Genomic DNA, 22,470 nt, shown 5'->3' with positions numbered 1-22,470 from the left:
TTACGCTGATTTCATCCGGTAACCTACCCCACGTAAAGTTTCAATCTCGATACCCGGCAGTTTCTGGCGAAGCTGCAGAATATGAGTATCGACCGTACGTGTTGTCGGGTAATGGTTGTAACCCCATACCTGATCCAATAGCTCATCACGGGTAAACACACGGCCTGCATGTTTCGCAAGGAACACCAACAATTCAAATTCAGTACGGGTCAAGGTAATGCTGCTACCTGCCAGCACCACGTCACGGCTGTCCAAATCAATGCTGATATCACCCACTTTCACAACGTTGGTGGATGGCATATCCGGCGCACCAGTACGTAAGTGCAAGCGAATACGCGCCAGCAGTTCTTCTTCAGCAAAGGGCTTTGTCAGGTAGTCTTTGGCGCCAGAGTCCAGACCAATCACTTTGTCAGAGACTGAGACCATAGCGGTCAACAAAATCACAGGTACATGCTTGATACCTAACCAGCCATGCAGGTAGCTCAGTGAGTCACCTTCTGGTAACTGTCGGTCCAAAATCACCAAATCGGCATTTTGCCATAGCGAGGCGACTTGGGTTGCACAATCTGCGTATAGGCAGTTGTAACCAGCTTCTTTCAAGCTCTCGAGTAAACCATCGGCAAGGTTGCGGTCATCTTCAACCAGAAGCAGAGTTTGATTCACACGGTATCTCCAATATAAAAGTTGTTGGGGGGCCGATGAGTTTCATCCGTCCACCCATTCTGCGAATCATCGATTCAACGATAGTAAGACCAAGCCCTAGACCTCTTTCACTTACGAAGGGCTTCCTTAATCTGGCCCAATCTTTTGAGCCAAGCTGTCCATTATCTGAAACGCTTACAATCAATTTTCCGTTATTGAACGATGATGTTAATGTTACGGGCTTTACGCCATATTTATTTGCATTGGATAGCAAGTTGTCGATGCACGTTCCTAACCAATAAATGTTCACGTCGACAGGACGATCTTCCGCTAACTCAAGGTTAACCTCATAAGGTTCACTCAAGTATTCCACCCATTCATTGAATGATTCTAGGGGTTGAACGCTCAGTTCTTGTTGATTCGCCTGAAGATAATCTTTACTGGCCTCGGCCAGCTGTCGTAAACGTCGTGAGTCTTCCGTCAGACGTCTAAACTCATCATATAAGGTTTCCGGCAAAGCATCAAAATTACGTCGGAAACCTTCTACTGTCATAGCCAAACTTGCTATCGGTGTACGCAGTTCGTGTGTCAGAATTTGCAACACCAACATGCGCTCTTGCATGGCACGTCGACGGATCCGCCAACGGTAGAATCCCCAGCCAAACAATAGACCGACATTAATAACCAATAGCCCGACCAAGAGATAGAGGGTTAAATGTGATTTGTCTTCCTCTTCCCAACAAATGTTGCCACTTTTAAGGGTACAAAAGCCGGTTTGGTTCAAGCGGGTAAAATTCACATCGAATTTGCCCATGATGGGCGCCCAGACAACCTGACTGTAAATGTGGTATTCATTGCCATTACGGATCCACAGTTCCCCATTAGATACAAAGGCTTCTGCACCGGCAATGTACACCTGAATTTCTTCGCTGCTCATGCGCTGCAAACGCCCGAGAATGGTATTGGTGGGCGCGAGTTCTCGCTCCTGAATATGCAAAAACGGATGGAGTTTTTCGAGCATATCCGGATGCTTTTGCAGATAACGCTGCGCATAGCTACCACCGCCGGGATGGATATACCCAGCTCGGGTGAACCAACCAATAGGGAGAACAGTGTTATTACAAATAGCGCGGGTAAACACTAAAGGCTGCGTCAACAACGGCGTAACAGGCCACGGTCCTTTACAGGACAGCGAGCTTTTATAAAGGCGTTGTAACGATTTCAGTGGGTAGTCAGCAGATTGTGGCAACAATGATTCGTGCAAAATCAGCGCGTCGGGGTACTGACTTTGCAGTTGTCTGAAGTCATACGTCGCAACGGGTTCACTGGCCAATAGCTCAGCGCGAACGGCTGATAAGCGTTCTGGCAAATTTTCCGCCAGTGCCGCTTTGGGGCCCAGCAGTAACAGTGATAGCAATAGGACGTATTTTTTCATGGCTGCAGTCTATCATTCAATTTGCCGCTTATGTCAGGGAACTGTCATTCGCTTGCTTGTTAAGTAATCGAATAATATCAAGCGTTAACACCATAAGCCTAACATTGATCCGCCTTATCTCCCTGATAAATCGTTATCTGCGTTGAATTTATACAAAACGCCCATCCCCTTTTGCTTCACACTATAAATTGGTCAAACAGAATGTACCAAAACGAAAAAAGGGAGCCGAAGCTCCCTTTCCTATACTGCGTGTCTATTTTATAGGTGTTCCAGGATCTTGTTACAAGATTCCTTCGCATCACCAAATAGCATTTGCGAGTTTTCTTTGAAGAACAATGGGTTCTGTACGCCCGCATAACCGGTGTTCATAGAACGCTTGAACACGATAACGTGTTTCGCATTCCACACTTCCAGTACTGGCATGCCCGCGATTGGACTGTTTGGATCTTCCATTGCCGCTGGGTTAACGGTGTCGTTCGCACCAATAACCAGTACAACGTCAGTTTGTGGGAAATCGTCGTTGATTTCGTCCATTTCCAATACGATGTCGTACGGTACTTTTGCTTCAGCCAACAGTACGTTCATGTGACCAGGTAGACGACCCGCAACTGGGTGGATACCAAAGCGCACTTCAACACCTTGTTGACGCAATCTGTCAGTGATTTCATGAACTGGGTACTGAGCTTGCGCAACCGCCATGCCGTATCCCGGAGTGATCACCACTGAACGTGCATCTTTCAGCATTTCAGCGACTTCTTCCGCAGACGCTTCTTGGTGCTCGCCCTGCTCTTCATCAGACGATGATGCTGAGACATCATTACCGAAACCACCGGCGATAACGCTAACGAAAGAACGGTTCATGGCTTTACACATGATGTAAGACAGAATCGCACCCGAAGAACCTACCAACGCACCCGTTACGATCAACAGGTCGTTTGCCAACATGAAGCCCGCTGCTGCCGCTGCCCAACCTGAGTAAGAGTTCAGCATTGAAACAACCACTGGCATGTCCGCACCACCGATAGAAGCCACCAAGTGGTAACCAAATACCAATGCAATCAGCGTCATCACGATCAAAGCAAACATGCTGCCGTCTACTTTCACGAAGTAAATCATCAGGATTGTAGAGATAACAATCGCAGCAAGGTTCCACTTGTGTTTGTGTGGAATGTTCAATGCAGACGATGAAATGACACCGCGTAGTTTACCGAATGCAACGATAGAACCGGTAAAGGTCACTGCACCGATGAAGACACCCAGGAACACTTCAACCATGTGAATCACATGCTCTGCATGCAGATCAGCAGGGTTAGCCAGTCCCATTGCAGGTGGCTCGATGAAACTGTTGTAACCAACAAGTACCGCAGCTAGACCTACGAAGCTGTGAAGAATGGCAACCAGTTCTGGCATTTCAGTCATTTCTACACGTTTTGCGTAGTAAATACCGATGCTGCCACCGATGACCATCGCCACGATAATCCAAGTAATACCTTGTGCTTCAGGACCAAAAATGGTCGCGATAAGCGCAATGGTCATACCGGCAATACCGAAATAGTTACCTGTACGTGCAGACTCTTGCTTTGACAGACCTGCCAAGCTCAAGATGAAAAAGAGGGCAGCTACAATATATGCCGCTTGTGTTAAACCTTCAGACATTATTGCCTACTCCTACTTATCTCTACGGAACATTTCAAGCATGCGCTTGGTCACTGTGAAACCACCGAAAATATTGATGCTCGCAATAAGAACGGCAATAAACGCAAGGAATGAAACTACCCCATTGCCATGACCGATTTGCAAAAGAGCACCCACAACGATAATGCCTGAGATAGCATTCGTTACGGACATAAGTGGTGTGTGAAGCGCGTGTGTCACGTTCCAAACAACGTAGTAGCCAATCACACAAGCCAGTACGAATACGGTGAAGTGTGAAAGGAAGGCAGCAGGTGCAACCGATGCAACCCAAGCAAATGCACCAACGGCAACAGCCAGACCTGCGACTTTTTTCACCGGTGATGTTGGTTCTTCCACTTTCTCTACTTTTTCAGCAGCTTGTGCTTTAGGCTGAGCTTGTGGTTGCGCAGATACTTTGATTGGTGGCGCAGGCCAAGTCACTTCACCTTCTTTGATCACGGTCAGGCCGCGAAGTACTTCATCATCAAAGTCGATGTCGATGTTACCGTCTTTCTCTTTGCAGAGCAGTTTCATCAAGTTAACAAGGTTTGTACCGTAAAGCTGAGAAGATTGGGTCGGAAGACGACCAACCATGTCGGTGTAACCGATGATCTTCACACCGTTTGGCGTTGTCACGACTTTGTCAGCTTCTGTGTACGCACAGTTACCGCCGTTTGCCGCTGCCAAGTCAACGATCACGCTGCCTGACTTCATTGAGTCAACCATTTCTTTGGTGATCAGTTTTGGTGCTGGACGCCCTGGAATAAGCGCGGTTGTGATGATGATGTCGACATCTTTTGCTTGCTTCGCGTATAGACGCTCTGCTGCTTTGTTGAATTCATCAGACATCTCTTTTGCATAACCGTCACCGGTAGAGGTGTCTTCTTTAAAGTCGACTTCAAGGAATTCAGCGCCCATTGACTCGACCTGCTCTTTTACTTCAGGACGTACGTCAAATGCGCGAACGATAGCGCCTAAGCTACCTGCTGCACCGATCGCTGCCAAACCAGCAACACCGGCACCGGCAACCATCACTTTCGCTGGCGGTACTTTACCCGCAGCCGTGATTTGCCCTGTGAAGAAACGACCAAATTCATGGGCAGCTTCAACAACAGCACGGTAACCTGCAATATTTGCCATTGAGCTCAGTGCATCCAGCGCCTGCGCACGGGAAATACGCGGAACAGAATCCATGGCCATAACGTTAATGTTCTTACTGGATAGTTTTTCCAGTAATTCCGGGTTTTGTGCAGGCCAAATAAAGCTAATCAGGCTTGCCCCTTCTTTGATCAATTCAAATTCATCAACGCCGGTTTTTTCACACACAATAGGTGCATTAACCTTGAAGATAATATCTGATGACCAAACGTCTTCTTGACTAACCACTGTTGCACCAGCCGCTTCATACGCAGCATCGTCAAAACTTGCACCGATACCGGCATTGGTTTCAACTGCAACACTGAACCCCATTTTTAATAACTGCTCCACCGTTTTAGGCGTCGCAGCCACTCGCGTTTCATGGGCGAGTATTTCCTTAGGCACACCGATTTGCATTGTTATTCCCTAAATTGTGGCAAATAAGTAACAATTTTTTATCCAACCCATCGCGCAATATCAAGCATTTTGTAGGAAAAAAACAAAAATTACCGATTTGCGCGCCATTTTATGCAACAAATGTTACCTTCTAACGGTAAGAAAATAACGTCTGTAACCCGTGGACAGAGGTCAAACCACTTTAAAAATGAAGGTGCTAGCTTCAATCAGGTCAATAACATGGGTAACACGCCCCATACCTGACAAAACAGCGTTTCTTGTCATTTTTAATAGCGGATTGTCTATTCATGCAGTAAGGAAAAGAGATGAAATGTGGCTATTCAAGCCAGAAGAAATCATCATTCCTTGATGAATTCCCGCACCTTTGCGCGGCGTCCTCTTTTTCCACCCTTTCAATCCAATATTTAAAGGGTGGACATCATTCTTCCCTCCACGCCACTCTGCGATGTAATACCAGCAAGCGTGCATGAAGGGAATAAAACACATTAACGGAACATGCTGTCGCCGTTTTGATCGATAAACATTTGGGCTTTATTTACCATGAAGGTTTCGGCATCAGCCTTTGAACCCATCAGATCAGAACGAATAAAGACATGGGTCTGCGTTTCCCCATCAATGTCTTTACAGATTCGCCCTGCAATGCGGTACTGTCCACCTTCAGCTTTTGGCTCCGGATAAATCAAATATCCTTTGTATTCGACAGGCTCAACAGCGGGCTGATGAGAGGCTGATTTATTTAATCCAAACAGTTTTGAAAAAAAGCCCACGTCCAAAATCTCCAAACAAATGTTTATGCCTTATCAGTATCACGACATTGTGTGACAAACAAGTTGAAATGTGTGTTAACTGCTTAAAAAAATTGGTGATTCATCGAAAAAGTGCTATTGCCTGCCCTTTACGTAAAGGTCATTGCGTTATTCCGCCAGCATAAACGCAAAACGCTGGCCTGAGCCAGCGTTTTCATGTGTACTTTTCGTGCGTTAGTCGACAATATTAACGATAGATACCAATATCTTTTTGCAAGTGTACCGGTAAATCTGCCACGTTATATTGTTTAGCGGGTTTTGCGCTGCCAGTGAAGATGTCTAATGCGTGAGCAATCAATCCTTTGATGTTAACCGCATAGGCTTTTTTGTCCAAAGCGGTGGTTTGCTCAGCTAAGGTGTCAAAATTCATTGCCTGTGCCATGATTGCCTCTCAATGTTGTCAATTTTATTTCAATGGGGACATTCTAACCTGTTCATTTAACAGCCAAAACAGACAAATATTCAACTTACACTATTAGTTTTTATAATGTGTTAAACAAGTGTAAAACCCGTTTATTCTGCGACACCATTCCATTCATTTATTGCGACTAAACAAGCAAATAGTCCCATTTGCGCGCATAGCTTTTCATCGTTGCATTTCTTATTAACGTGATTAACAATGACGCAACAGATAAGTGAGTGATTGTCACGGTCATGGAGCAATATCATGCAGGGATTTATTCAGCGACATTCCGCCGCATTGTTAATGCTGGCGGGGGTATTAGGGTTTATGTTTCCCACTGCCTCTGCGGCACTTTTCCCCTATTTGCCTTATATCTTGTTCTTCTTGATGCTCTTCACCTTATTGGGTATGCAGCAACAAGCTTTAATAAAAGCGCTTCAACGCCCTTCAGTTTGGATCTACGCGCTGCTACACAGTGCTGGGCTCACCCTTATGAGTACCGCTATGGCCACGTTATTGGGTGCTTCAGCGTCATTAACGTTAGGGATTGCCGGCGTCGCGGCGACAGGATCGTTATTTGCCACTCCAGCGATTGCCCGTTCTGTGGGGTTAGACCCTCTCAAAGCCATGGCGATGACCATTGCCACCACCTTGATCATGCCTGCCGTGTTGTATGTCAATTTGCTTGTGTTTCAGGATGACCACTTCACGCTCAATCTACAAGAGTATGTATTGCGCTTACTCATTTTTATTGTCGGGCCAATGGGTATTTCTGCCCTGGTTTATCGATTCACCCCTTCATCGACACTGCAATCGATCCATCAGCGCTTATCGTCTGTCACCATTGTGCTGGTGTTTGCTTTTCCCTTTGGTTTAATTGGGCCGTTCCGCGACACATTTAATGTCAGCTTGTCACAGGCCATGCTCTACTTATTGTTAGCAACGGCATTATCACTGCTGTTTTTCCTTGTGGGCTATTTGCTTTATCGCTCTCAGAGCCTCAACGCAGGACTACTGGCGGCAATCACCTCAGCTAATCGCAATGTACTGCTCACCTATACCGTCGCGGGCAGTTATTTAGGCCCCGATTACCTCATTTTGCTGGCTGCGATTCAGTTGCCGACCTATGCGCTGCCGCTGTTAGTACGGGCAATAAGCCGCCACACTCAGGCAAAGCACAATGCCGTTAGCAGTTAGTTGATTTATTCATCAATTACTTAGCAATTGCCTACGAACATCAAACTATCGTGGGCAAATCATCGGTTTATCTTGCACCCTGTCAGTAGTTTCTCTATATTCGCTATGAATTCTCAGGGCGGGGCGAAATTCCCCACCGGCGGTGATCTTCTTGTGAAGAAAGCCCGCGAGCGCTTATTCAACCTGATTTCAGGCGAGTAAGGTCAGCAGATCTGGTGCCGTATGTAGCCCTTACATACCTATTCCAGAGCCGACGGTCATAGTCCGGATGAAAGAGGATTTCAGTAAAGTAACGTTATATCAACGTGCGTTTTTACGATCGCCTGAACAATATCAATGGCGCGTAAATGCTGATGACATGATGAGGCTGCTGCACTCTACGGAGTATTGCTAGGCACTGTGTTGCTGTACGCGTTTTATACGCACAGATCGGCTTTCGCACGAACAAACCACGTAGAAATACGGGCGCGTTCGCCTGTGTTTTGCTTCACTGACTTTCCATGCCCTGATTCTGGTAATTTTTTATTATTTGGAGTTTCTTACCATGAATCAGTCTCTACTTACCCCTTACGGTACCCCATTTGAGCGCGTTGAAGCGGGTCTTGATGCTATTCGTCGCGGCCAAGGCGTATTGGTTGTTGATGACGAAGACCGCGAAAACGAAGGTGACATCATTTACGCCGCAGAAACACTGACTGCAGAACAAATGGCACTGATGATCCGTGAATGTTCAGGCATCGTGTGTCTTTGCCTGACCGATGAGCGTGTTGAACAACTTGAGCTACCAATGATGGTAGAGAACAACACCAGTGCTAACCAAACGGGCTTTACCGTTACGATTGAAGCAGCACACGGCGTAACAACCGGTGTATCTGCCGCTGACCGTGTTACTACTATCAAAGCCGCCATTGCGGATGATGCGAAACCGTCTGATATCTGCCGTCCAGGTCACGTATTCCCGCTGAAAGCGAATCCAGATGGCGTGTTGGCTCGTCGTGGTCATACTGAAGCGACTATCGATCTGATGCGTCTGGCGGGTCTGAAGCCTTACGGCGTATTGTGTGAATTGACTAACCCAGACGGTACCATGGCTCGCCTGCCAGAAGTGATTGAATTCGGTAAGGTACACAACATGCCTGTACTGACCATTGAAGATTTAGCGGCATACCGTTTAGCGAAAGAAGTGGCAAACAGCGAAGCTTCTGAAGCCCTAACGGCTTAATCAGGCTTAGTTTGGCGTTTACGCGTAAATAGACATTGCCTTTTCAGCGAAACTGTCACCGGTTTATCCGTCTGTCGCTGAAAAGGCAAATTCGAATATTGACGCTAACCGTCTCGTAGCGGAAATTTTTGAAGCTAAATGCATCGTATCGTTATGAATGAAATACATCGTCTTAACGCCTGACTTTATTAGCGTTCCCTTTTCATACACCTGAAGCATTAAATCGCTGGCATTAAGTAAATTAACAAACTCCATGCCGCAACCCATGCGACAACAACTGCCATATCTGTCCAATCTCTGGTCATCCTCTGTCCCTCTTCCTTTGTTGAAATAACGGTATTTCTTGTATCGTCACACAAGCACATCCCTTTAATATATTTATTGCTATTTTTGTTATTTATTTTGTGCCGCACTGTAAGCAGGAAAATATATACCCTCTACAGATAACAATAGGCCATCACAGGTTCATGGATATAACACTGACACACGTTATGGGCATAAAAAAACCGAATCCTGAGATTCGGCTTTTAATCAGCATAATACGAGGTGAAATAGCATAACTTTGCTTTATTCCACGTCGATTATTGATTGTGTGTTCAGGCTACGTGTTCATGGCCACATTCACACGGGTGATAATCCACCAGCGATTCGGTGGGTGCAGACAATTCTCCATAAAAGCGGGCAAACCCTTCAAAGGCTTCCGCCATCGTCACATTCAAAGCAACAGGCTCTTTCGTCTCATCCAGTAAGGCGTCATACCCTTCTTTACCGGTTGCGGTATAGCCGGATGATACCGACACATACATTGCTGTATCGTCAACATCTTCCCACGCATCGCCACGTTTTAGCTGAAGGTGTTGAATACGCAGTCCTGCTTTTGCACAACATTCATAGGTGTATCGAAGGTGTGAGGTATAGGGGAAGCTACCACTGCCCGTCCCTTCCACACCATTATCAATGGCGTTATTGATAGCCCCTTCTAACGCCAAGCGAATTTGCTTGCCGGTGACTTCATACGTCATTAGACCAATAGCAAACGGCAACAATCGGCCAGCAATGTCCGCTGACGTAATGGGCCCTTGATGCAACGAAGCACGCACACCACCGGCATTATGGATACCGAAATCCACGGGCACACCTTGCTGACGCGCTTGCCAAACAAAGCTATCAACCACCAGCGGCGCAATTTGACTACCGCCTTTTGCATCAGGAATACGCGTATGACGCAACGGTTCTGTAATGGTCGCAACATGCTGGGTCTGAAGTTGACGCACTGCCGGACGATAATGTTCGTTCAGCAGATTTTCAATCAACGGATCTTTAATACAAAAGCGTACCGACGGCTCTTGCAACAAATATTGCTTCACGGATTCGTGACTGGATTCGTCCAGGTGCTCGCTACGACTGGCATCTAGCGTAAATTGACGACCTAGCAATAATTGATTAATGCCACTTGCCGATGCAACAGAACCGTCTGCATTGAAGTCAATCTCAAGCTGACCTAACGCTAATGCATTACAACCGGCTTGCACCACGTAAGTCTGTGTTTTTTCAACCAGATAAGGGTATTCATCCGTGACACCGTAACCAATACGACTAAAATCCCCCAGCATGGTATGGGTATGTCCGCCAATAATGGCACCGATGCCGGATACCGTTTCGGCTAATTCCAGATCGCGATCATAACCAAGGTGACTCAGCACAATGATCTTATTGATACCCGCTTCATGAAGGGCTGCAATCGTACTTGTTGCTACATCCACCACATTTCGAAATGTGGTATCAGGATCCGGGTTGGCAATGCCTGCCATGTTCTCAATGGCTAAACCAAACAGCGCAACTGGTTCACCATCAACATCTTTGACCAAATAACGTGCATGGCCGAGTTCGGCATCATAAGCCAGTACATTGTTCTTCGGCGCCAAAGGATTCGGTTTATGCGGGTTTTCGTTGGATAAATCCCAATTTCCGGCAAGCAATGGAAAATGCGCCTGATCCATAAAATCAGCCACAATGCCATTACCCATGTCTAATTCATGATTACCCAATGCCATGGCTTCTACACCAATCGCATTCAGTAGATGGGCATTAGCGACCCCTTTATAGAGTGAGAAATATAATGTCCCTTGAAAACAATCCCCCCCATGTACAAACATAAACTCACGGTCTTTTAAGTGAGCCTGCCTTTTTACATCTTTAACGGCAGATGAGACGCGCGAAAAACCACCACAACTGGCAAACACAGACATATCCGCATTTAACACTTCGTTCGGAAGCTGCAATGAGATCGAAGAAGGCTCAAAGTGTGAATGCGTGTCATTAATGTGAGCAATCGTGATTTTCGCGGGGCGATGTGTTGTCATATTTCTTTCAGTCTCTCCATGAGTACATGGGCATTATGATATCGCAAGATGCGTGAAATCTCAGTCTTTCAATTTAATTTATCATTTTGTTGCAGTTTTGGGTGAAGTCTATCATGCCGCTATTTGCATAATAGCGTCATTGTAATGACCCTTTTATGTCAGTGCCAGATACACAAAAAATACAGACGAAAAAGCCATAAACTCAGAAGCCACATACTAAAAAACCACGCCATGCAACGTGGTTTTCGGGGATAACACGATTAGGGATAACCGTGCTTACTGGTAACGGCCATGACGTTGTAGGAATTCAATCTTGTAACCGTCAGGATCTTGCACAAAGAAGAATTTTGCTAGCAACTGACCATCACGGAAAAATTCTTTAATGTCTGCTGGCTCATAACCCAAACCCGCCAATTTCTCATGTTCTGCTTCCAGGTTCTCAACGGCTACTGCAAGGTGACCGTAACCTGTACCATGCGTGTAAGCTTCTGCGCCTTCATTCCATGTCAGCTCAAGCTCCATGTCATTTTCTTCATTGCGCAGGTACACCAAGCTAAAACCTTCAAAATCCAGACGTTCTGCGACATCCAGATCCAATGCTGATTTATAAAACTGTAGTGATTTATCTAGGTCAACCACACGTACCATAGAATGAATAATTTTAGCCATCTGACGTCTCCAAATTGTCTATCGCCAATCAATACGAGCTACCACAACATTTTTCTTATCAGCGAGTTATCGTGGTATTGAATCGCCGCACTATAGCAACTCCTTTTTGACTCAACAAGCCAATGTAAGGGGATTTTCAGGGTCAAGGATTCCAATAATGTGACAAATACATCGCCCATTCAATCGCTTGTGCGATAGGCTTAACCATGTAGGTCATCGATGAGGTGAATATGAAACTGCAACGAATTGAGATTTCAGGCTTTCGAGGTATCAAACGGCTGTCATTGTCGTTTGATGAGTTAACCGTGCTGATAGGTGAAAACGCATGGGGTAAATCTTCCCTACTCGATGCGCTGGATATCGCTTTGTCACCTTATGCTAAATTTCATACGTTTACTTTCAGCGATTTCCATATCGATTACAGCGCCGGGCACGCAAAAATGAATCAGCTGCATATCGTGCTGCATTGGCAGGAGGATTACCCGGGGGAATGTCATGCAAGACGTTACCGTGCGTTCTCTCCTGTGTGGATTGATATGCCAAGCCCCGATAAAACGCCCCCCGCGAAAGATCAATCACTCAAAACCCTGCTCTATCAAATCTCCAGTACCATTGAGGACGATAAAATCACGACCCGGCATGCGTTTTTAGATCGTCATGGTGAAGTGATCCCACTGGAGCAAAGTGAGAAACTGGCCAGACAGTTAATGGTGTTACACCCCGTCGTCCGTATTCGTGATGCACGACGCTTACGCAGTCATCGTGAGAGTGAACCCGCAACAAGTAACGGGCAGATAACCAATGGCCATGCAGAAAAACGTAAAGCAGACAATCAACGTATCGAGCGCCGGTTGGATAACACCTGCCGTCGTTTAATGACCCAGCCCGGCCATGTGAGCCAGGCCGAAATCAAAAGCAGCATTAATGCCTTGCATACACTGGTTGACCATTACTTTGCCTTTACGCCCCATACGCGTCATAACGACTTTGACCGCGCCCATTTTCCGGATCGCGCGCAGTATGCGATGAATCCCCTTGAGCAACTTACCGAGCCTGAAACCAGTCGCCAGAGTCGTTTGGTTTTAATGGGGCTGTTGAATGCCTTCATTCGTGCGCGAGGCCCCGTCGAGCTTAAACGCTTGTCTCGTCCGATTATGATCCTAGAAGATCCGGAAGGTCGATTACACCCGACAATTTTGCATCAGGCATGGACCTTTATCGCCAAAATGCCGATGCAAAAGATCTTAACCACCAACAGTCCGGATCTGACCTCTGTCGTACCGCTCGACAGCATCAAAAAACTGATCCGTAAGCCGGCTAAAACGCAGGTATATGCCATTAGTGACTTCAAGCTCAGTCGTGATGAGCAACGGCGTATTACCTTCCATTTACGTGTCCATCGCCCGAGCGCATTGTTCTCTCGCGCATGGTTGCTGGTCGAAGGTGAAACCGAAGTGTGGCTGTTTAATGAGTTAGCCAGTATCTGCGGCTATAACCTCGCAGCGGAAGGTGTTCAGATCATCGAGTTTGCCCAAAGCGGCTTAAAACCGCTGATTAAGGTCGCCCGCAGTTTGGGGATTGAATGGCATATGATTGCAGACGGTGATATGGCGGGTAAGCGCTACGTAGAGACAGTTCGCAATCTTTTAGGTCATGAAGCGGAGCGTCACCGCATCACAATGCTACCAAAACGTGATATTGAGCATTTCCTCTACTATAACGGCTTTGAGCCCCTATTTAGAGAGTTAGCCAATATTCCGAACGACTCGCCAACTCCGGCGAAAAAGATCATTCAGCGGGCGCTCAAACGGCACGCGAAGCCAGATGTAGCATTGGCGATGGTTAACTATGTGGATGAAAACAATACCGACAGCATTCCACTACTGCTACGTTGGGTGCTTAAACGTATTGTGGCGATGTCACGAGGACAAAGCTGACTTTCTGAGGCGGCCTGACTTATGTCAATCTTGCTTAGCTAACCGACGTTAGCCTAACGGGCATTGGACTAATACGCATTAGACTAGCGAGCATAAAGCTAACAGGCATTAGCTATCCGCTGCTTATCCCAGTATTGCGCTATCTTCTTGTTTCACAGCGCTTGCGCCATAGCGGGCAATCTCATCAGAAAATTGATCAATGGCTTGATATAAACGGTGTGCCTGCATGGGTTTGGTTAAGACATAATTAGCACCGTTGCGTATGAATTCCTCATGAGCCGCTTCAAAGACATCTGCGGTACAGGCAAAAATCACGGTTTTGATCTTCAGTTCCTGCCGAATGATCCGAATCGCCTCGCTTCCCATTAAACCGGGCATATGATTATCCATCAGAATGACATCAAACGCCGTCTGCTTGAGTACCTCTATCGCCTTCATGGCATCCAGGCAGTGAGTCACCTGATGCCCTTCCTTCTCACAAAACCGTTTAGCAACCATGGCATTCACGGCGTTATCTTCCACCAGCAGCACCTTTAAGCCTTGTGAGTCGCCATACGTCATGTTCGTACAAGGTGGCGAGGCTGACGTAAATAACGGATCCATATCGATGTCTTGGCTGATCAAGAACGGTAAATCAACCGTAAACTCGCTGCCGATCCCTTCTCGGCTGGTCACCGAGAGCGTTCCGCCCATGAGTTGGGTAATTTCTTTCACAATGGCCAACCCAAGACCCGTTCCGCCAAACCGACGTGTGGTGGAATTTTCAGCCTGTTCAAACGGTGTAAAGATCGTATCCAGCTTCTCGTTGGGAATACCAATCCCGGTATCTCTGACCACCACACGCAAAGTGTCATTAATTGGGATAAATTCGACGTCGACGTGGCCTTGCTCGGTAAACTTGATGGCGTTACCAAGTAAGTTAAACAAAATCTGCCGGAAACGGCCCACATCCCCTTCCAGCTGCGCATTTGCCGGCACATGGTTATATAAATGAAAACCAATTGGCTTCACAACGGCGAGCGGCCGGAGTGTGGTATCCAAATGTGCGATGACCCCTTCCAGCGAAAAGGTCACTTGTTCCAGCGTCATTTTCCCTTCTTCAATCTTTGAAAAATCGAGAATGTCATTCAGTAAGGTCAATAAGTGCTGACCCGAATCCATGATGATCTTTGCTTGCTCTTTCGTTTCCGGCTCTTGGGTTTCACTCTCGATTAACTGGGCAATCCCCAATACGCCATTCATGGGCGTGCGCAACTCATGACTCATTGTCGCGAGAAAGACACTTTTCGCCTGACTGGCCGCTTCTGCTTTGGCTTTTTCATCCTGAATAACAGCATTAATGACTTTGAGATCATTCACACGTACTTTCGCGACCAAAACAATCATCACCATCAGCAACAGTAAATACAGCAAGGCATTGATGGCATTCAAATCGCGGTAAGCCATCTGCATCTCGCTAATTTGCATTTCAGCTTGTTCGACAAAATCAACACGCTCTTCAGACAATAACAAACGATGTAATTGTGCTTGTTCCGGACTGTACACAAGCATCTCATCCACCATGGGGGGAATGTTATTCATCGTCATTGGATCTACAGACTGGCGATGTTCGTGCTGCACGCTGATATCGACTAAATCCGTCAGTTGCAGTGTGAGCCCCAGCGTCGCGGTATAAAATGTCTCTGAGATCTGTGCTAAAACTCCCGGATAGAGGATATCCGGTATCATACCGTCATCATTGCGTTGGAAACGAGTCACCGCCACTTCCACTGCTTCTAAGTCCGCCATCAGTTTTGCGGCAGGAAATGGACTTTGATGGGAAGCTAAAATCACTTCATCCCGCAGGTGAATAATATGATGTCCCAGTTCGGTCAAACGCAATAAATAGGTTTCTAATTGTCGATTCTGTAGATACCCGTACAACGCGCTTGAAAATAACACCAGCGACAATGAAAGAAATACCACGCTATAACGCCTAATCTTGCTATTTTTCACCGTTATACCCCGCCACTTGCACCAGGCTTTCTACTTTTATCCCTCACCTTACACAGCATAAATGTGTGGTGCTTACTATTAATGTAGGTGCATAAAAAGGCTTGAGCCAAATTTAATTGCCTGATTAAGAAGCTCACCTTTCATGACATTGTTGGTATGACGTGGCGTCATGAATGCAAGATGAAGTGTCGAAAATGAAGACAAAAACCGGTAGAGACCTACCATGAAAAAAGACCTGACAAATTTACTCTGTCAGGTCTTCAATATGCTTAACGGTGATAGGTAACGGGAATAGATAGCGCGAAATGTATTGCGCGGAATAGATAGCACGAAGAAAAAGTTAACTATGGGTACTGTTAGAAAGATGGTGACGTCGCCATGGGTGTCACCCGCTCAAAAAACAGTGTGACCTGACCGACTTTGAAGCCAAACTTGGTCATTTCCGCCTGATTGAACATACGCTTATCATCTTGCAAATACATCCAATCATTAAAATGAATATCATAGGTACTATCACCAACAGGCACGCGCAACACGTATTGCCAATTCAACGCATTACCTACGACTTTTCCTGAGGCTTGGCCCACAACATCTCCCGCCTCACCAATGAAATGACCATTACCCATTGCGGTGATCACCCATACACGACGCTGCTTTTCGCCGTCATCAAAAATAAAGTCTTCTTCCAATGTCAGCTGATCGCCCTGTACCGTCCCTTTTATAGCGACTTCAAAGCGACGGGTTTGTTTACCACTGCGATCTTGCAGCATACCCCAAGCTTTCACTTCGCCATCAAAATACTGGAACAGATCCAGCTTAGGTGTCGCGTTTTGATAATCATCAATAGAAACCGAGCAACCAAATAAACTCATTCCCAACATACTGACTATGCACCATTTGATGAATCGCAATAAAGAAGGTCGAAACGAGGGCGTTGTTGCCTTCCCCCTCATGCGCTTCGCTGTGTTCTGTTGTAAGTCCATCTCGTCATTCCTTTCTTATGCTTTATGTGTGCACTTCGATTTGAGTGCTTTGACTAAACAGGTTTACTTCGCGTCCAGTCGTCATGCTTTGAGCGCAGCATTAACGCATACCAATAAGTTGTTGGCGGATTTGCGGGTAAGAAGTATTGGGTGACAACCAAATATGCAGGAATGATTGAGACATTTCCCTGTCCTGAACAACGCCGATTTGACGATTATCACGGTAAAAACGTCCTTGGTCATTTTGCAGCACGTAGATAAGACGATCGCCTTTTTTCACATCAGGCCAAATCTGGCTCAACGTTCGCAGCCATTTGTCCCGTTTCGCTTTGCTAATGCCTAAGTGTTGCCATTGATCGTCGGTTGCTTCAATCAGATCGTCTTTATCAATGTTACGGCGATATTTGATCACAAGCGCCAAATCATGATCTTGGCTGAGATACCGACCACTCGGTGAACGTAACTCCGAATCATAGATGACCCACGGCCCCCATTTTAAGGTGGCGTCACCCACCGCCGGCCACGATTGCCAGGAAGAGGTCACTGAACTGGCTTTGGCAGGGAGTGCAAGCACACTGAGTAGTACAAGCAATGACAGGGTTAACATTGCATGGCGGGATGCCACCGACTTATTCATGGTGTGTGTGATGGATGTGAACATGGTATAGCCTCCGGGAAAACTGCTCTGTCAGCCAAATCAGCAATGCTCCTAACACCGTCCAAGTCACCAGCAAGATGCTGAGCGTGATCCCCGCACCATAAGGCCACGCTACAGCATCCAGCCGGTATCCTGCCAGGTAACTCAAGGTGCCACCAATGCTGAATACAATCAGCACCAGCGCCTTGGGGTACCCAAGAACCGTGTCACGAACAACCCACACAAACGAGCTAAATCCTACCCAAAGCACCATTAGCCAAATCGGAATGATGTTCATTGTATCAAAGGCAAAAATGCCTAAGTGCAACCAAAGGCTATCCGATGCAATCCCGAGCAAGCCTGCCGTCAGTCCAAAGACGGCAGCGCCTTGATAGCGCCACCAGCACAGAAGAATCAGCGGAATAGTCAGCAACAGCGTTTGATTTTGCCCCATCACGGCAAGTAACCAGAATAAATTGAAGGCAAGGCCAATAAGCACAAACTCTCTCATCTTCATCATTACCTCCCACTCCGTCTGCTTGCTGTATTTGTTGGTTAATGGCTTGTTCGTTAATGATTAGTTGATTAACGATTCGCTGTATCAACGCTGTCTAAAAGGCACCAACTCATTCCCGCCATCCGTGACGGCTCGCTAGCAACTGCACGGTACTGATACTGCGCTCTCTGAAGCCACCTTCACAGTAGCAGAAGTAAAAGCGCCACATACGAATGAATCGCTCATCCAGCCCAAACGTTGCCATTTGCTCAATCTGCGCATCAAACCTTTGATGCCAATCTGCCAACGTTTTTGCGTAATCCATACCGATGTCTTTAATGTCTCGTACCACAAAATCACTGTGCTCTGTGAGTTGCGCTGACAACACCGACACCGATGGCAGAAATCCCCCAGGGAAGATGTACTTCTGAATGAAATCGACCCCGTTGCTGTAGCTTTCATAACGCTGGTCGGCAATGGTGATGGCCTGAATCGCAAACAGCCCGTCTGGCTTAAGTAACGACTGACATTGTTTGATGTACTTCGTTAGGTACTCTTTCCCGACCGCTTCAATCATCTCTATGGAAACAATCTTGTCGTACTGGCCGGTCAGGTCACGGTAGTCTTCCAATAACAGAGTGATCTTGTCTGTCAGCCCTTCTTCTTCAATACGCGCTTTTGCCCAGGCATGTTGCGCATTTGAAATGGTGGTAGTGGTCACACGGCAACCATAATGCTTTGCTGCATGAATGGCCATTGCCCCCCAACCGGTACCAATCTCTAACAGGTGATCCGACGGTTGTAATTTCAGTTGTCGGCACAATCTGTCCATCTTGTTGATTTGCGCCTGTTCTAACGTCGTATTCGGTGCATCGTAAATGCCGGCAGAATACAGCATGTTTGTGTCTAGAAAGGTACGGTAGAAATCATTGCCAAGATCATAATGCGCAAGAATATTTTTCTTTGCCGAGGCTTTATCATTACGGCGAGAACGATGGAGCCATTTATCACGAATGCGAGACATCCAGCTGACTTTGGCTTCAATCTTATCGAGTATCGGTAAATTACGTGCGATGACTCGTACCACTTGCGTCAAATCCGGGGAATCCCACCAACCATCAATGTACGCTTCAGCCGCTGCAATACTGCCGCCACGCAATACACGTTGATAAAAACCCAAGTTATTAACCACGATGTGGGCTTGCAGAGACGCGTGCTGATCACCAAACTGATGCGTCTCCCCATTATTCTCTGTCAGGGTAATGCTCACCCCGCTCAATTGATTCAAAATGCCGAAAATAACCTTTTTGGCAACATTGTCAGCAACGGTGACATCGAGGGTCATTTCATTTGTTTCACTTTTGAGCATTGGAAATCCTCATCTTTTTCTTGTTTTACAGGGCAATACCGCTGCATATCATTAAGAAATGGGGTGATCTTAAGAAACCGGATGGTCGTAAAACGGCGCCTTTTTCAGCCATAATTTCAGCGCCTGCCAATAAATGCCTATCACGACCTTCAGTGTTTGAATCGGCGTCTTGGCCAATAAGCGCCATAGCACACCCGTCGTAAAAGGCTGTCGTTTCATTGCCATGGTGGCATCAAGGACTTTGCGATCATCCGCTTGATCATGAATATCTAAATGCACCAACAGCTGTTTCAGCGGTTCCTTCAATTGCCATTGGTAATACTGTGACATCGGGTTAAATGGCGAGACGTGAAATTGCTTCTCTTCCCGCCACTGTGCGGTTTGCCAATCATCCGTTGCGGGCAGTGCGTAATAATGACGCTCATTCCACGGGGTATTACTCACCTCCACCAGCACTGACTTCCAGACACCCTGTTCGTCATAGAGGTAAAACAGATTGATGGGACTGAAATAGACCCCGGCATAGCGGATCTGCGACAGCATCATCACGCGGCCTTCCACTCGCTCACCGGTCAACGCTTCGGCTTTGTCGATAATGGCCTGTTTCAGTGCCTGTGCGTCTCGCATGCGATCGCTTTTACTTCGATCACTTTTTCGATGATCGTGCTGATCGCTTTCGACGGGCTCGGAAGGCGCACGCAAATAGTCTGTCAATTTGACCCGAGCAAATTGATACCAATAACGCCCAAAACCAAAAACGTTACGTTCCAGTTGATCCAGTTCATCAAGATCGATAAACGGCATAAACATCGGGTAATTGAATTCATGAGTCATGGGCGCAAAACGCCGATGCCTGACGGTCCCTACATACAATGCGCTATTCATCTCAACCTTCCTCTTCACCAATGACATCCTCAAACCATTACAACTTGTCTGCTGGCTTCATGGCAGCAATGTGCGGCTGAGTTTCTGGGTCTGATGTTGATGACGGCGTTTGCGATGACGCTGGATATTCCCCAGCTAAACGTTCGATACCAGCGACCACATCCAAGGCACTTTTCACCCCGTCTTCATGGAAACCGTTGTACCAATAGGCGCCGCAATACCATGTCTGCTGCTGACCATTCACTAAATGACGAGACTGTTGCGCGTGCAAACTGGTGGTACTGAACACTGGGTGATCGTAAACAAAGCGACGCAGGATTTTGTCGGGCTGAATGCTTTCGGACTGATTGAGCGTGACGCAAAACGTTTCTGGCGCGTCAATACCCTGCAGAATATTCATGTTGTAGGTCAAACTGGCGAGTTTGTGATCCCGTTGGCCGTCAGTGTCTTTGCCAAGGTGGTAATTCCACGCGGCCCACGCGGCTTTGCGCTCAGGCAATAAACGGGCATCGGTATGCAGGATGACTTCATTGGACTGATAAGCCAAATCCGCCAACACGCGGGATTCATCGTCAGAGGGATCGGCCAGCATATCCAACGCTTGATTACTGTGACTGGCAAAAATCACCTGATCGTACACCTCGGACTGACCACACGCGGTGACAATCACTTTGCCATCCACACGGCGCACTTCATCCACCGGCGAAGAAAGACGAATGCGATCTTCAAATGGCTTCACCAAGCGTTTGACATATTCGCGGGAGCCACCGGGAATGACATACCATTGCGGGCGGTTAGCAATATCCAGCAAACCGTGATTACGGAAGAAGCGGACGAAAAAGCCCAATGGGAATCCTCTCATATCAGACAGTGTCGAGGACCAGATGGCGGCTCCCATTGGTAAAATATAGTTTTCGCAAAAATACGCATTGAAACGATGCGCAGTGAGGAATTCCCCTAGAGTACGCGATGTCTCTTCTTCAAGATCAACCTGACGAGCTAATTTGTTAAAGCGCAGAATATCGGCGATAAAGCGATAAAAGGTCGGATTCAGTAGATTACGTTTCTGTGCAAACAGCGTAGCGAGGCTGTGCCCGTTATATTCCAACCCGTTTGTATCGTTATGAACGCTGAAACTCATTTCGGTGGGTTGCCCGTCTACCCCGATCTCCGTGAGCAGTTTTTCAAAATTCGGATAAGTCCGATCATTGAAAACAATGAACCCGGTATCAATGGCGTACTCTCCACTGTCCACAGATACATCGACAGTTGCGATATGACCACCAATGTAATCATTGGCCTCGTACACGGTAATATCATGTGAAGGCGATAAATAATGTGCGCAGGTCAGGCTGGAAATACCTGTCCCGATAATGGCTATTTTCATGCGGATTTCCTTGTCATTCTTTTTACTACCCACAATTGCATCGGCAGCGGTAATAATGCGATGGACTTTAAAAACAGACTGAATGTCAGCGGAAAATGAATTTCACGCTTTTTGGCAGCGATCCCTGCCTGAATCTTCTCCGATGCAAACGCCACAGGAACGCGCATCGGCATGGGAAAATCGTTCTTATCGGTAAGCGGTGTTTCTACAAATCCAGGGCTGACCAGTGACACCGTCACACCTTGGGGTTCAAGATCCAAGGCCAATGTATTCGCCAGGTAAGCAATGGCTGCCTTAGAGGCCCCATAGGCTTCAGCGCGAGGCAATGGCACATAAGAAGCCGTCGAGCCCATCAAGACAAGATGTGTCATCGAGTCAAACTGTGTTTGCAGGGCTTGAATACAATGCAGCGTGCCAAATACATTCACCTCAAATACACGACGGAATAAGTCGGTATCAATTTCACCGTGCTCAATGTATTCACACGTCCCTGCGTTTAAGATGATCAATGCCGGCACCACGGGTAAGGCCTGAAGCGCAGCTTGGGTCTCGGCCAGATCCGTCATATCAAACTGAACGGTTTGAATATTCTGATGCGCATTCGCTAATTGGGCGAGACGTTCGGCGTTCTGCCCGCAAGCGAACACGGTCCAGCCTTGTTCGGCATAGTCGAGCGCCAACTGCCGTCCGATCCCTGAACTGGCGCCGGTGATCAGCACATTTTTTGGTAACACAACTTTCGCTGCATGCACTGACGCATTTTCTGCCGGATGATCGGAATGCTGCTCGGTTTGATTGACCATCTACCTTCCCCCC

Annotated in this window: 19 protein-coding genes and 1 riboswitch; of the genes, 3 read left to right on the top strand and 16 right to left on the bottom strand. The window is 47.0% G+C overall.

Annotated elements, in window-relative coordinates; translation table 11 throughout:
- The 6 genes from ABT58_RS06145 to ABT58_RS06120 all read right to left on the bottom strand — a co-directional run bounded on the left by ABT58_RS06145 (position 1) and on the right by ABT58_RS06120 (position 6,493).
- On the bottom strand, positions 1–663 hold the full coding sequence (locus ABT58_RS06145; protein ID WP_047873422.1) for a response regulator transcription factor: 663 nt from the start codon (positions 661–663) through the stop codon (positions 1–3).
- The gene (vxrA, locus tag ABT58_RS06140) at positions 638–2,077 is read right to left on the bottom strand and encodes a sensor histidine kinase VxrA (protein WP_047873421.1); all 1,440 of its coding nucleotides are present in this window, start codon (positions 2,075–2,077) and stop codon (positions 638–640) included. Before vxrA ends, ABT58_RS06145 begins: the two co-directional genes overlap by 26 nt.
- Before the next feature lie 258 nt (positions 2,078–2,335).
- Complete coding sequence (gene pntB / locus ABT58_RS06135; RefSeq protein WP_047873420.1) at positions 2,336–3,733, bottom strand: Re/Si-specific NAD(P)(+) transhydrogenase subunit beta; 1,398 nt, start codon at positions 3,731–3,733, stop codon at positions 2,336–2,338.
- 12 nt (positions 3,734–3,745) lie between these two features.
- Complete coding sequence (locus tag ABT58_RS06130) at positions 3,746–5,305, bottom strand: Re/Si-specific NAD(P)(+) transhydrogenase subunit alpha (protein ID WP_047873419.1); 1,560 nt, start codon at positions 5,303–5,305, stop codon at positions 3,746–3,748.
- Between the two features lie 485 nt (positions 5,306–5,790).
- Positions 5,791–6,072, bottom strand: coding sequence for an HlyU family transcriptional regulator (locus ABT58_RS06125; RefSeq protein WP_047873418.1), 282 nt, complete (start codon positions 6,070–6,072; stop codon positions 5,791–5,793).
- 226 nt (positions 6,073–6,298) lie between these two features.
- Complete coding sequence (locus ABT58_RS06120; RefSeq protein WP_047873417.1) at positions 6,299–6,493, bottom strand: hypothetical protein; 195 nt, start codon at positions 6,491–6,493, stop codon at positions 6,299–6,301.
- Between the two features lie 285 nt (positions 6,494–6,778).
- Between ABT58_RS06120 and ABT58_RS06115 the strand changes: the two genes are divergently transcribed.
- Together ABT58_RS06115 and ribB are read left to right on the top strand one after the other, a co-directional pair.
- Positions 6,779–7,711, top strand: a complete 933-nt coding sequence (locus ABT58_RS06115; protein WP_047873416.1) for a hypothetical protein — start codon at positions 6,779–6,781, stop codon at positions 7,709–7,711.
- Positions 7,712–7,816: 105 nt separating this feature from the next.
- A riboswitch (FMN riboswitch) is annotated at positions 7,817–7,995 on the top strand.
- A gap of 260 nt (positions 7,996–8,255) precedes the next feature.
- Positions 8,256–8,933 (top strand): 3,4-dihydroxy-2-butanone-4-phosphate synthase, encoded by a 678-nt coding sequence (gene ribB, locus ABT58_RS06110; RefSeq protein ID WP_047873415.1) that lies wholly within the window; start codon positions 8,256–8,258, stop codon positions 8,931–8,933.
- A gap of 596 nt (positions 8,934–9,529) precedes the next feature.
- Here ribB and ABT58_RS06100 read toward each other — a convergent pair.
- Together ABT58_RS06100 and ABT58_RS06095 are read right to left on the bottom strand one after the other, a co-directional pair.
- The gene (locus ABT58_RS06100) at positions 9,530–11,296 is read right to left on the bottom strand and encodes a bifunctional metallophosphatase/5'-nucleotidase (RefSeq protein ID WP_047873413.1); all 1,767 of its coding nucleotides are present in this window, start codon (positions 11,294–11,296) and stop codon (positions 9,530–9,532) included.
- Between the two features lie 276 nt (positions 11,297–11,572).
- Positions 11,573–11,965, bottom strand: a complete 393-nt coding sequence (locus ABT58_RS06095) for a VOC family protein (RefSeq protein ID WP_047873412.1) — start codon at positions 11,963–11,965, stop codon at positions 11,573–11,575.
- Positions 11,966–12,195: 230 nt separating this feature from the next.
- Between ABT58_RS06095 and ABT58_RS06090 the strand changes: the two genes are divergently transcribed.
- Positions 12,196–13,902 (top strand): ATP-dependent endonuclease, encoded by a 1,707-nt coding sequence (locus ABT58_RS06090; RefSeq protein ID WP_047873411.1) that lies wholly within the window; start codon positions 12,196–12,198, stop codon positions 13,900–13,902.
- A gap of 123 nt (positions 13,903–14,025) precedes the next feature.
- Here the strand turns inward: ABT58_RS06090 and ABT58_RS06085 are convergent, their stop codons facing one another.
- The 8 genes from ABT58_RS06085 to ABT58_RS06050 form a co-directional block, all read right to left on the bottom strand.
- Complete coding sequence (locus tag ABT58_RS06085; RefSeq protein WP_053062997.1) at positions 14,026–15,867, bottom strand: ATP-binding protein; 1,842 nt, start codon at positions 15,865–15,867, stop codon at positions 14,026–14,028.
- A 386-nt stretch (positions 15,868–16,253) separates the two neighbouring features.
- The gene (locus tag ABT58_RS06080; RefSeq protein ID WP_229821536.1) at positions 16,254–16,769 is read right to left on the bottom strand and encodes a DUF3833 domain-containing protein; all 516 of its coding nucleotides are present in this window, start codon (positions 16,767–16,769) and stop codon (positions 16,254–16,256) included.
- Between the two features lie 211 nt (positions 16,770–16,980).
- On the bottom strand, positions 16,981–17,541 hold the full coding sequence (locus ABT58_RS06075) for a chalcone isomerase family protein (RefSeq protein WP_229821534.1): 561 nt from the start codon (positions 17,539–17,541) through the stop codon (positions 16,981–16,983).
- A complete protein-coding gene (locus ABT58_RS06070; RefSeq protein WP_053062995.1) occupies positions 17,510–18,037 on the bottom strand; it encodes a DUF2878 domain-containing protein in 528 nt (175 codons plus the stop codon). Before ABT58_RS06070 ends, ABT58_RS06075 begins: the two co-directional genes overlap by 32 nt.
- 106 nt (positions 18,038–18,143) lie before the next feature.
- A complete protein-coding gene (locus ABT58_RS06065) occupies positions 18,144–19,382 on the bottom strand; it encodes an SAM-dependent methyltransferase (RefSeq protein WP_047873409.1) in 1,239 nt (412 codons plus the stop codon).
- Between the two features lie 69 nt (positions 19,383–19,451).
- Entirely contained in the window at positions 19,452–20,267 is an 816-nt protein-coding gene (locus tag ABT58_RS06060) for a DUF1365 domain-containing protein (protein ID WP_053062994.1), read from the bottom strand.
- 37 nt (positions 20,268–20,304) lie between these two features.
- Entirely contained in the window at positions 20,305–21,654 is a 1,350-nt protein-coding gene (locus tag ABT58_RS06055) for an NAD(P)/FAD-dependent oxidoreductase (protein ID WP_082210983.1), read from the bottom strand.
- Positions 21,651–22,457 (bottom strand): SDR family NAD(P)-dependent oxidoreductase, encoded by an 807-nt coding sequence (locus tag ABT58_RS06050; protein ID WP_082210982.1) that lies wholly within the window; start codon positions 22,455–22,457, stop codon positions 21,651–21,653. Before ABT58_RS06050 ends, ABT58_RS06055 begins: the two co-directional genes overlap by 4 nt.
- Positions 22,458–22,470 lie beyond the last annotated feature (13 nt).

The organism is Photobacterium aphoticum (assembly GCF_001029435.1).
Taxonomy (GTDB): Bacteria; Pseudomonadota; Gammaproteobacteria; order Enterobacterales; family Vibrionaceae; genus Photobacterium; species Photobacterium aphoticum.
Note: the sequence above shows the minus strand (reverse complement) of the source record. Positions and strands in the feature narration are given on the sequence as shown.

Bases quoted from the DNA above. Each gene is read 5' to 3' on its own strand.
- ABT58_RS06130 (WP_047873419.1), bottom strand. From the start codon at position 5,305: ATGCAAATCGGTGTGCCTAAGGAAATACTCGCCCATGAAACGCGAGTG.
- ABT58_RS06095 (WP_047873412.1), bottom strand. From the start codon at position 11,965: ATGGCTAAAATTATTCATTCTATGGTACGTGTGGTTGACCTAGATAAA.
- ABT58_RS06050 (WP_082210982.1), bottom strand. From the start codon at position 22,457: ATGGTCAATCAAACCGAGCAGCATTCCGATCATCCGGCAGAAAATGCG.
- ABT58_RS06065 (WP_047873409.1), bottom strand. From the start codon at position 19,382: ATGCTCAAAAGTGAAACAAATGAAATGACCCTCGATGTCACCGTTGCT.
- ABT58_RS06060 (WP_053062994.1), bottom strand. From the start codon at position 20,267: ATGAATAGCGCATTGTATGTAGGGACCGTCAGGCATCGGCGTTTTGCG.
- ribB (WP_047873415.1), top strand. From the start codon at position 8,256: ATGAATCAGTCTCTACTTACCCCTTACGGTACCCCATTTGAGCGCGTT.
- ABT58_RS06100 (WP_047873413.1), bottom strand. From the start codon at position 11,296: ATGACAACACATCGCCCCGCGAAAATCACGATTGCTCACATTAATGAC.
- ABT58_RS06120 (WP_047873417.1), bottom strand. From the start codon at position 6,493: ATGGCACAGGCAATGAATTTTGACACCTTAGCTGAGCAAACCACCGCT.
- ABT58_RS06090 (WP_047873411.1), top strand. From the start codon at position 12,196: ATGAAACTGCAACGAATTGAGATTTCAGGCTTTCGAGGTATCAAACGG.
- ABT58_RS06080 (WP_229821536.1), bottom strand. From the start codon at position 16,769: ATGAGTTTATTTGGTTGCTCGGTTTCTATTGATGATTATCAAAACGCG.
- ABT58_RS06115 (WP_047873416.1), top strand. From the start codon at position 6,779: ATGCAGGGATTTATTCAGCGACATTCCGCCGCATTGTTAATGCTGGCG.
- ABT58_RS06055 (WP_082210983.1), bottom strand. From the start codon at position 21,654: ATGAAAATAGCCATTATCGGGACAGGTATTTCCAGCCTGACCTGCGCA.
- ABT58_RS06070 (WP_053062995.1), bottom strand. From the start codon at position 18,037: ATGATGAAGATGAGAGAGTTTGTGCTTATTGGCCTTGCCTTCAATTTA.
- ABT58_RS06075 (WP_229821534.1), bottom strand. From the start codon at position 17,541: ATGTTCACATCCATCACACACACCATGAATAAGTCGGTGGCATCCCGC.
- vxrA (WP_047873421.1), bottom strand. From the start codon at position 2,077: ATGAAAAAATACGTCCTATTGCTATCACTGTTACTGCTGGGCCCCAAA.
- pntB (WP_047873420.1), bottom strand. From the start codon at position 3,733: ATGTCTGAAGGTTTAACACAAGCGGCATATATTGTAGCTGCCCTCTTT.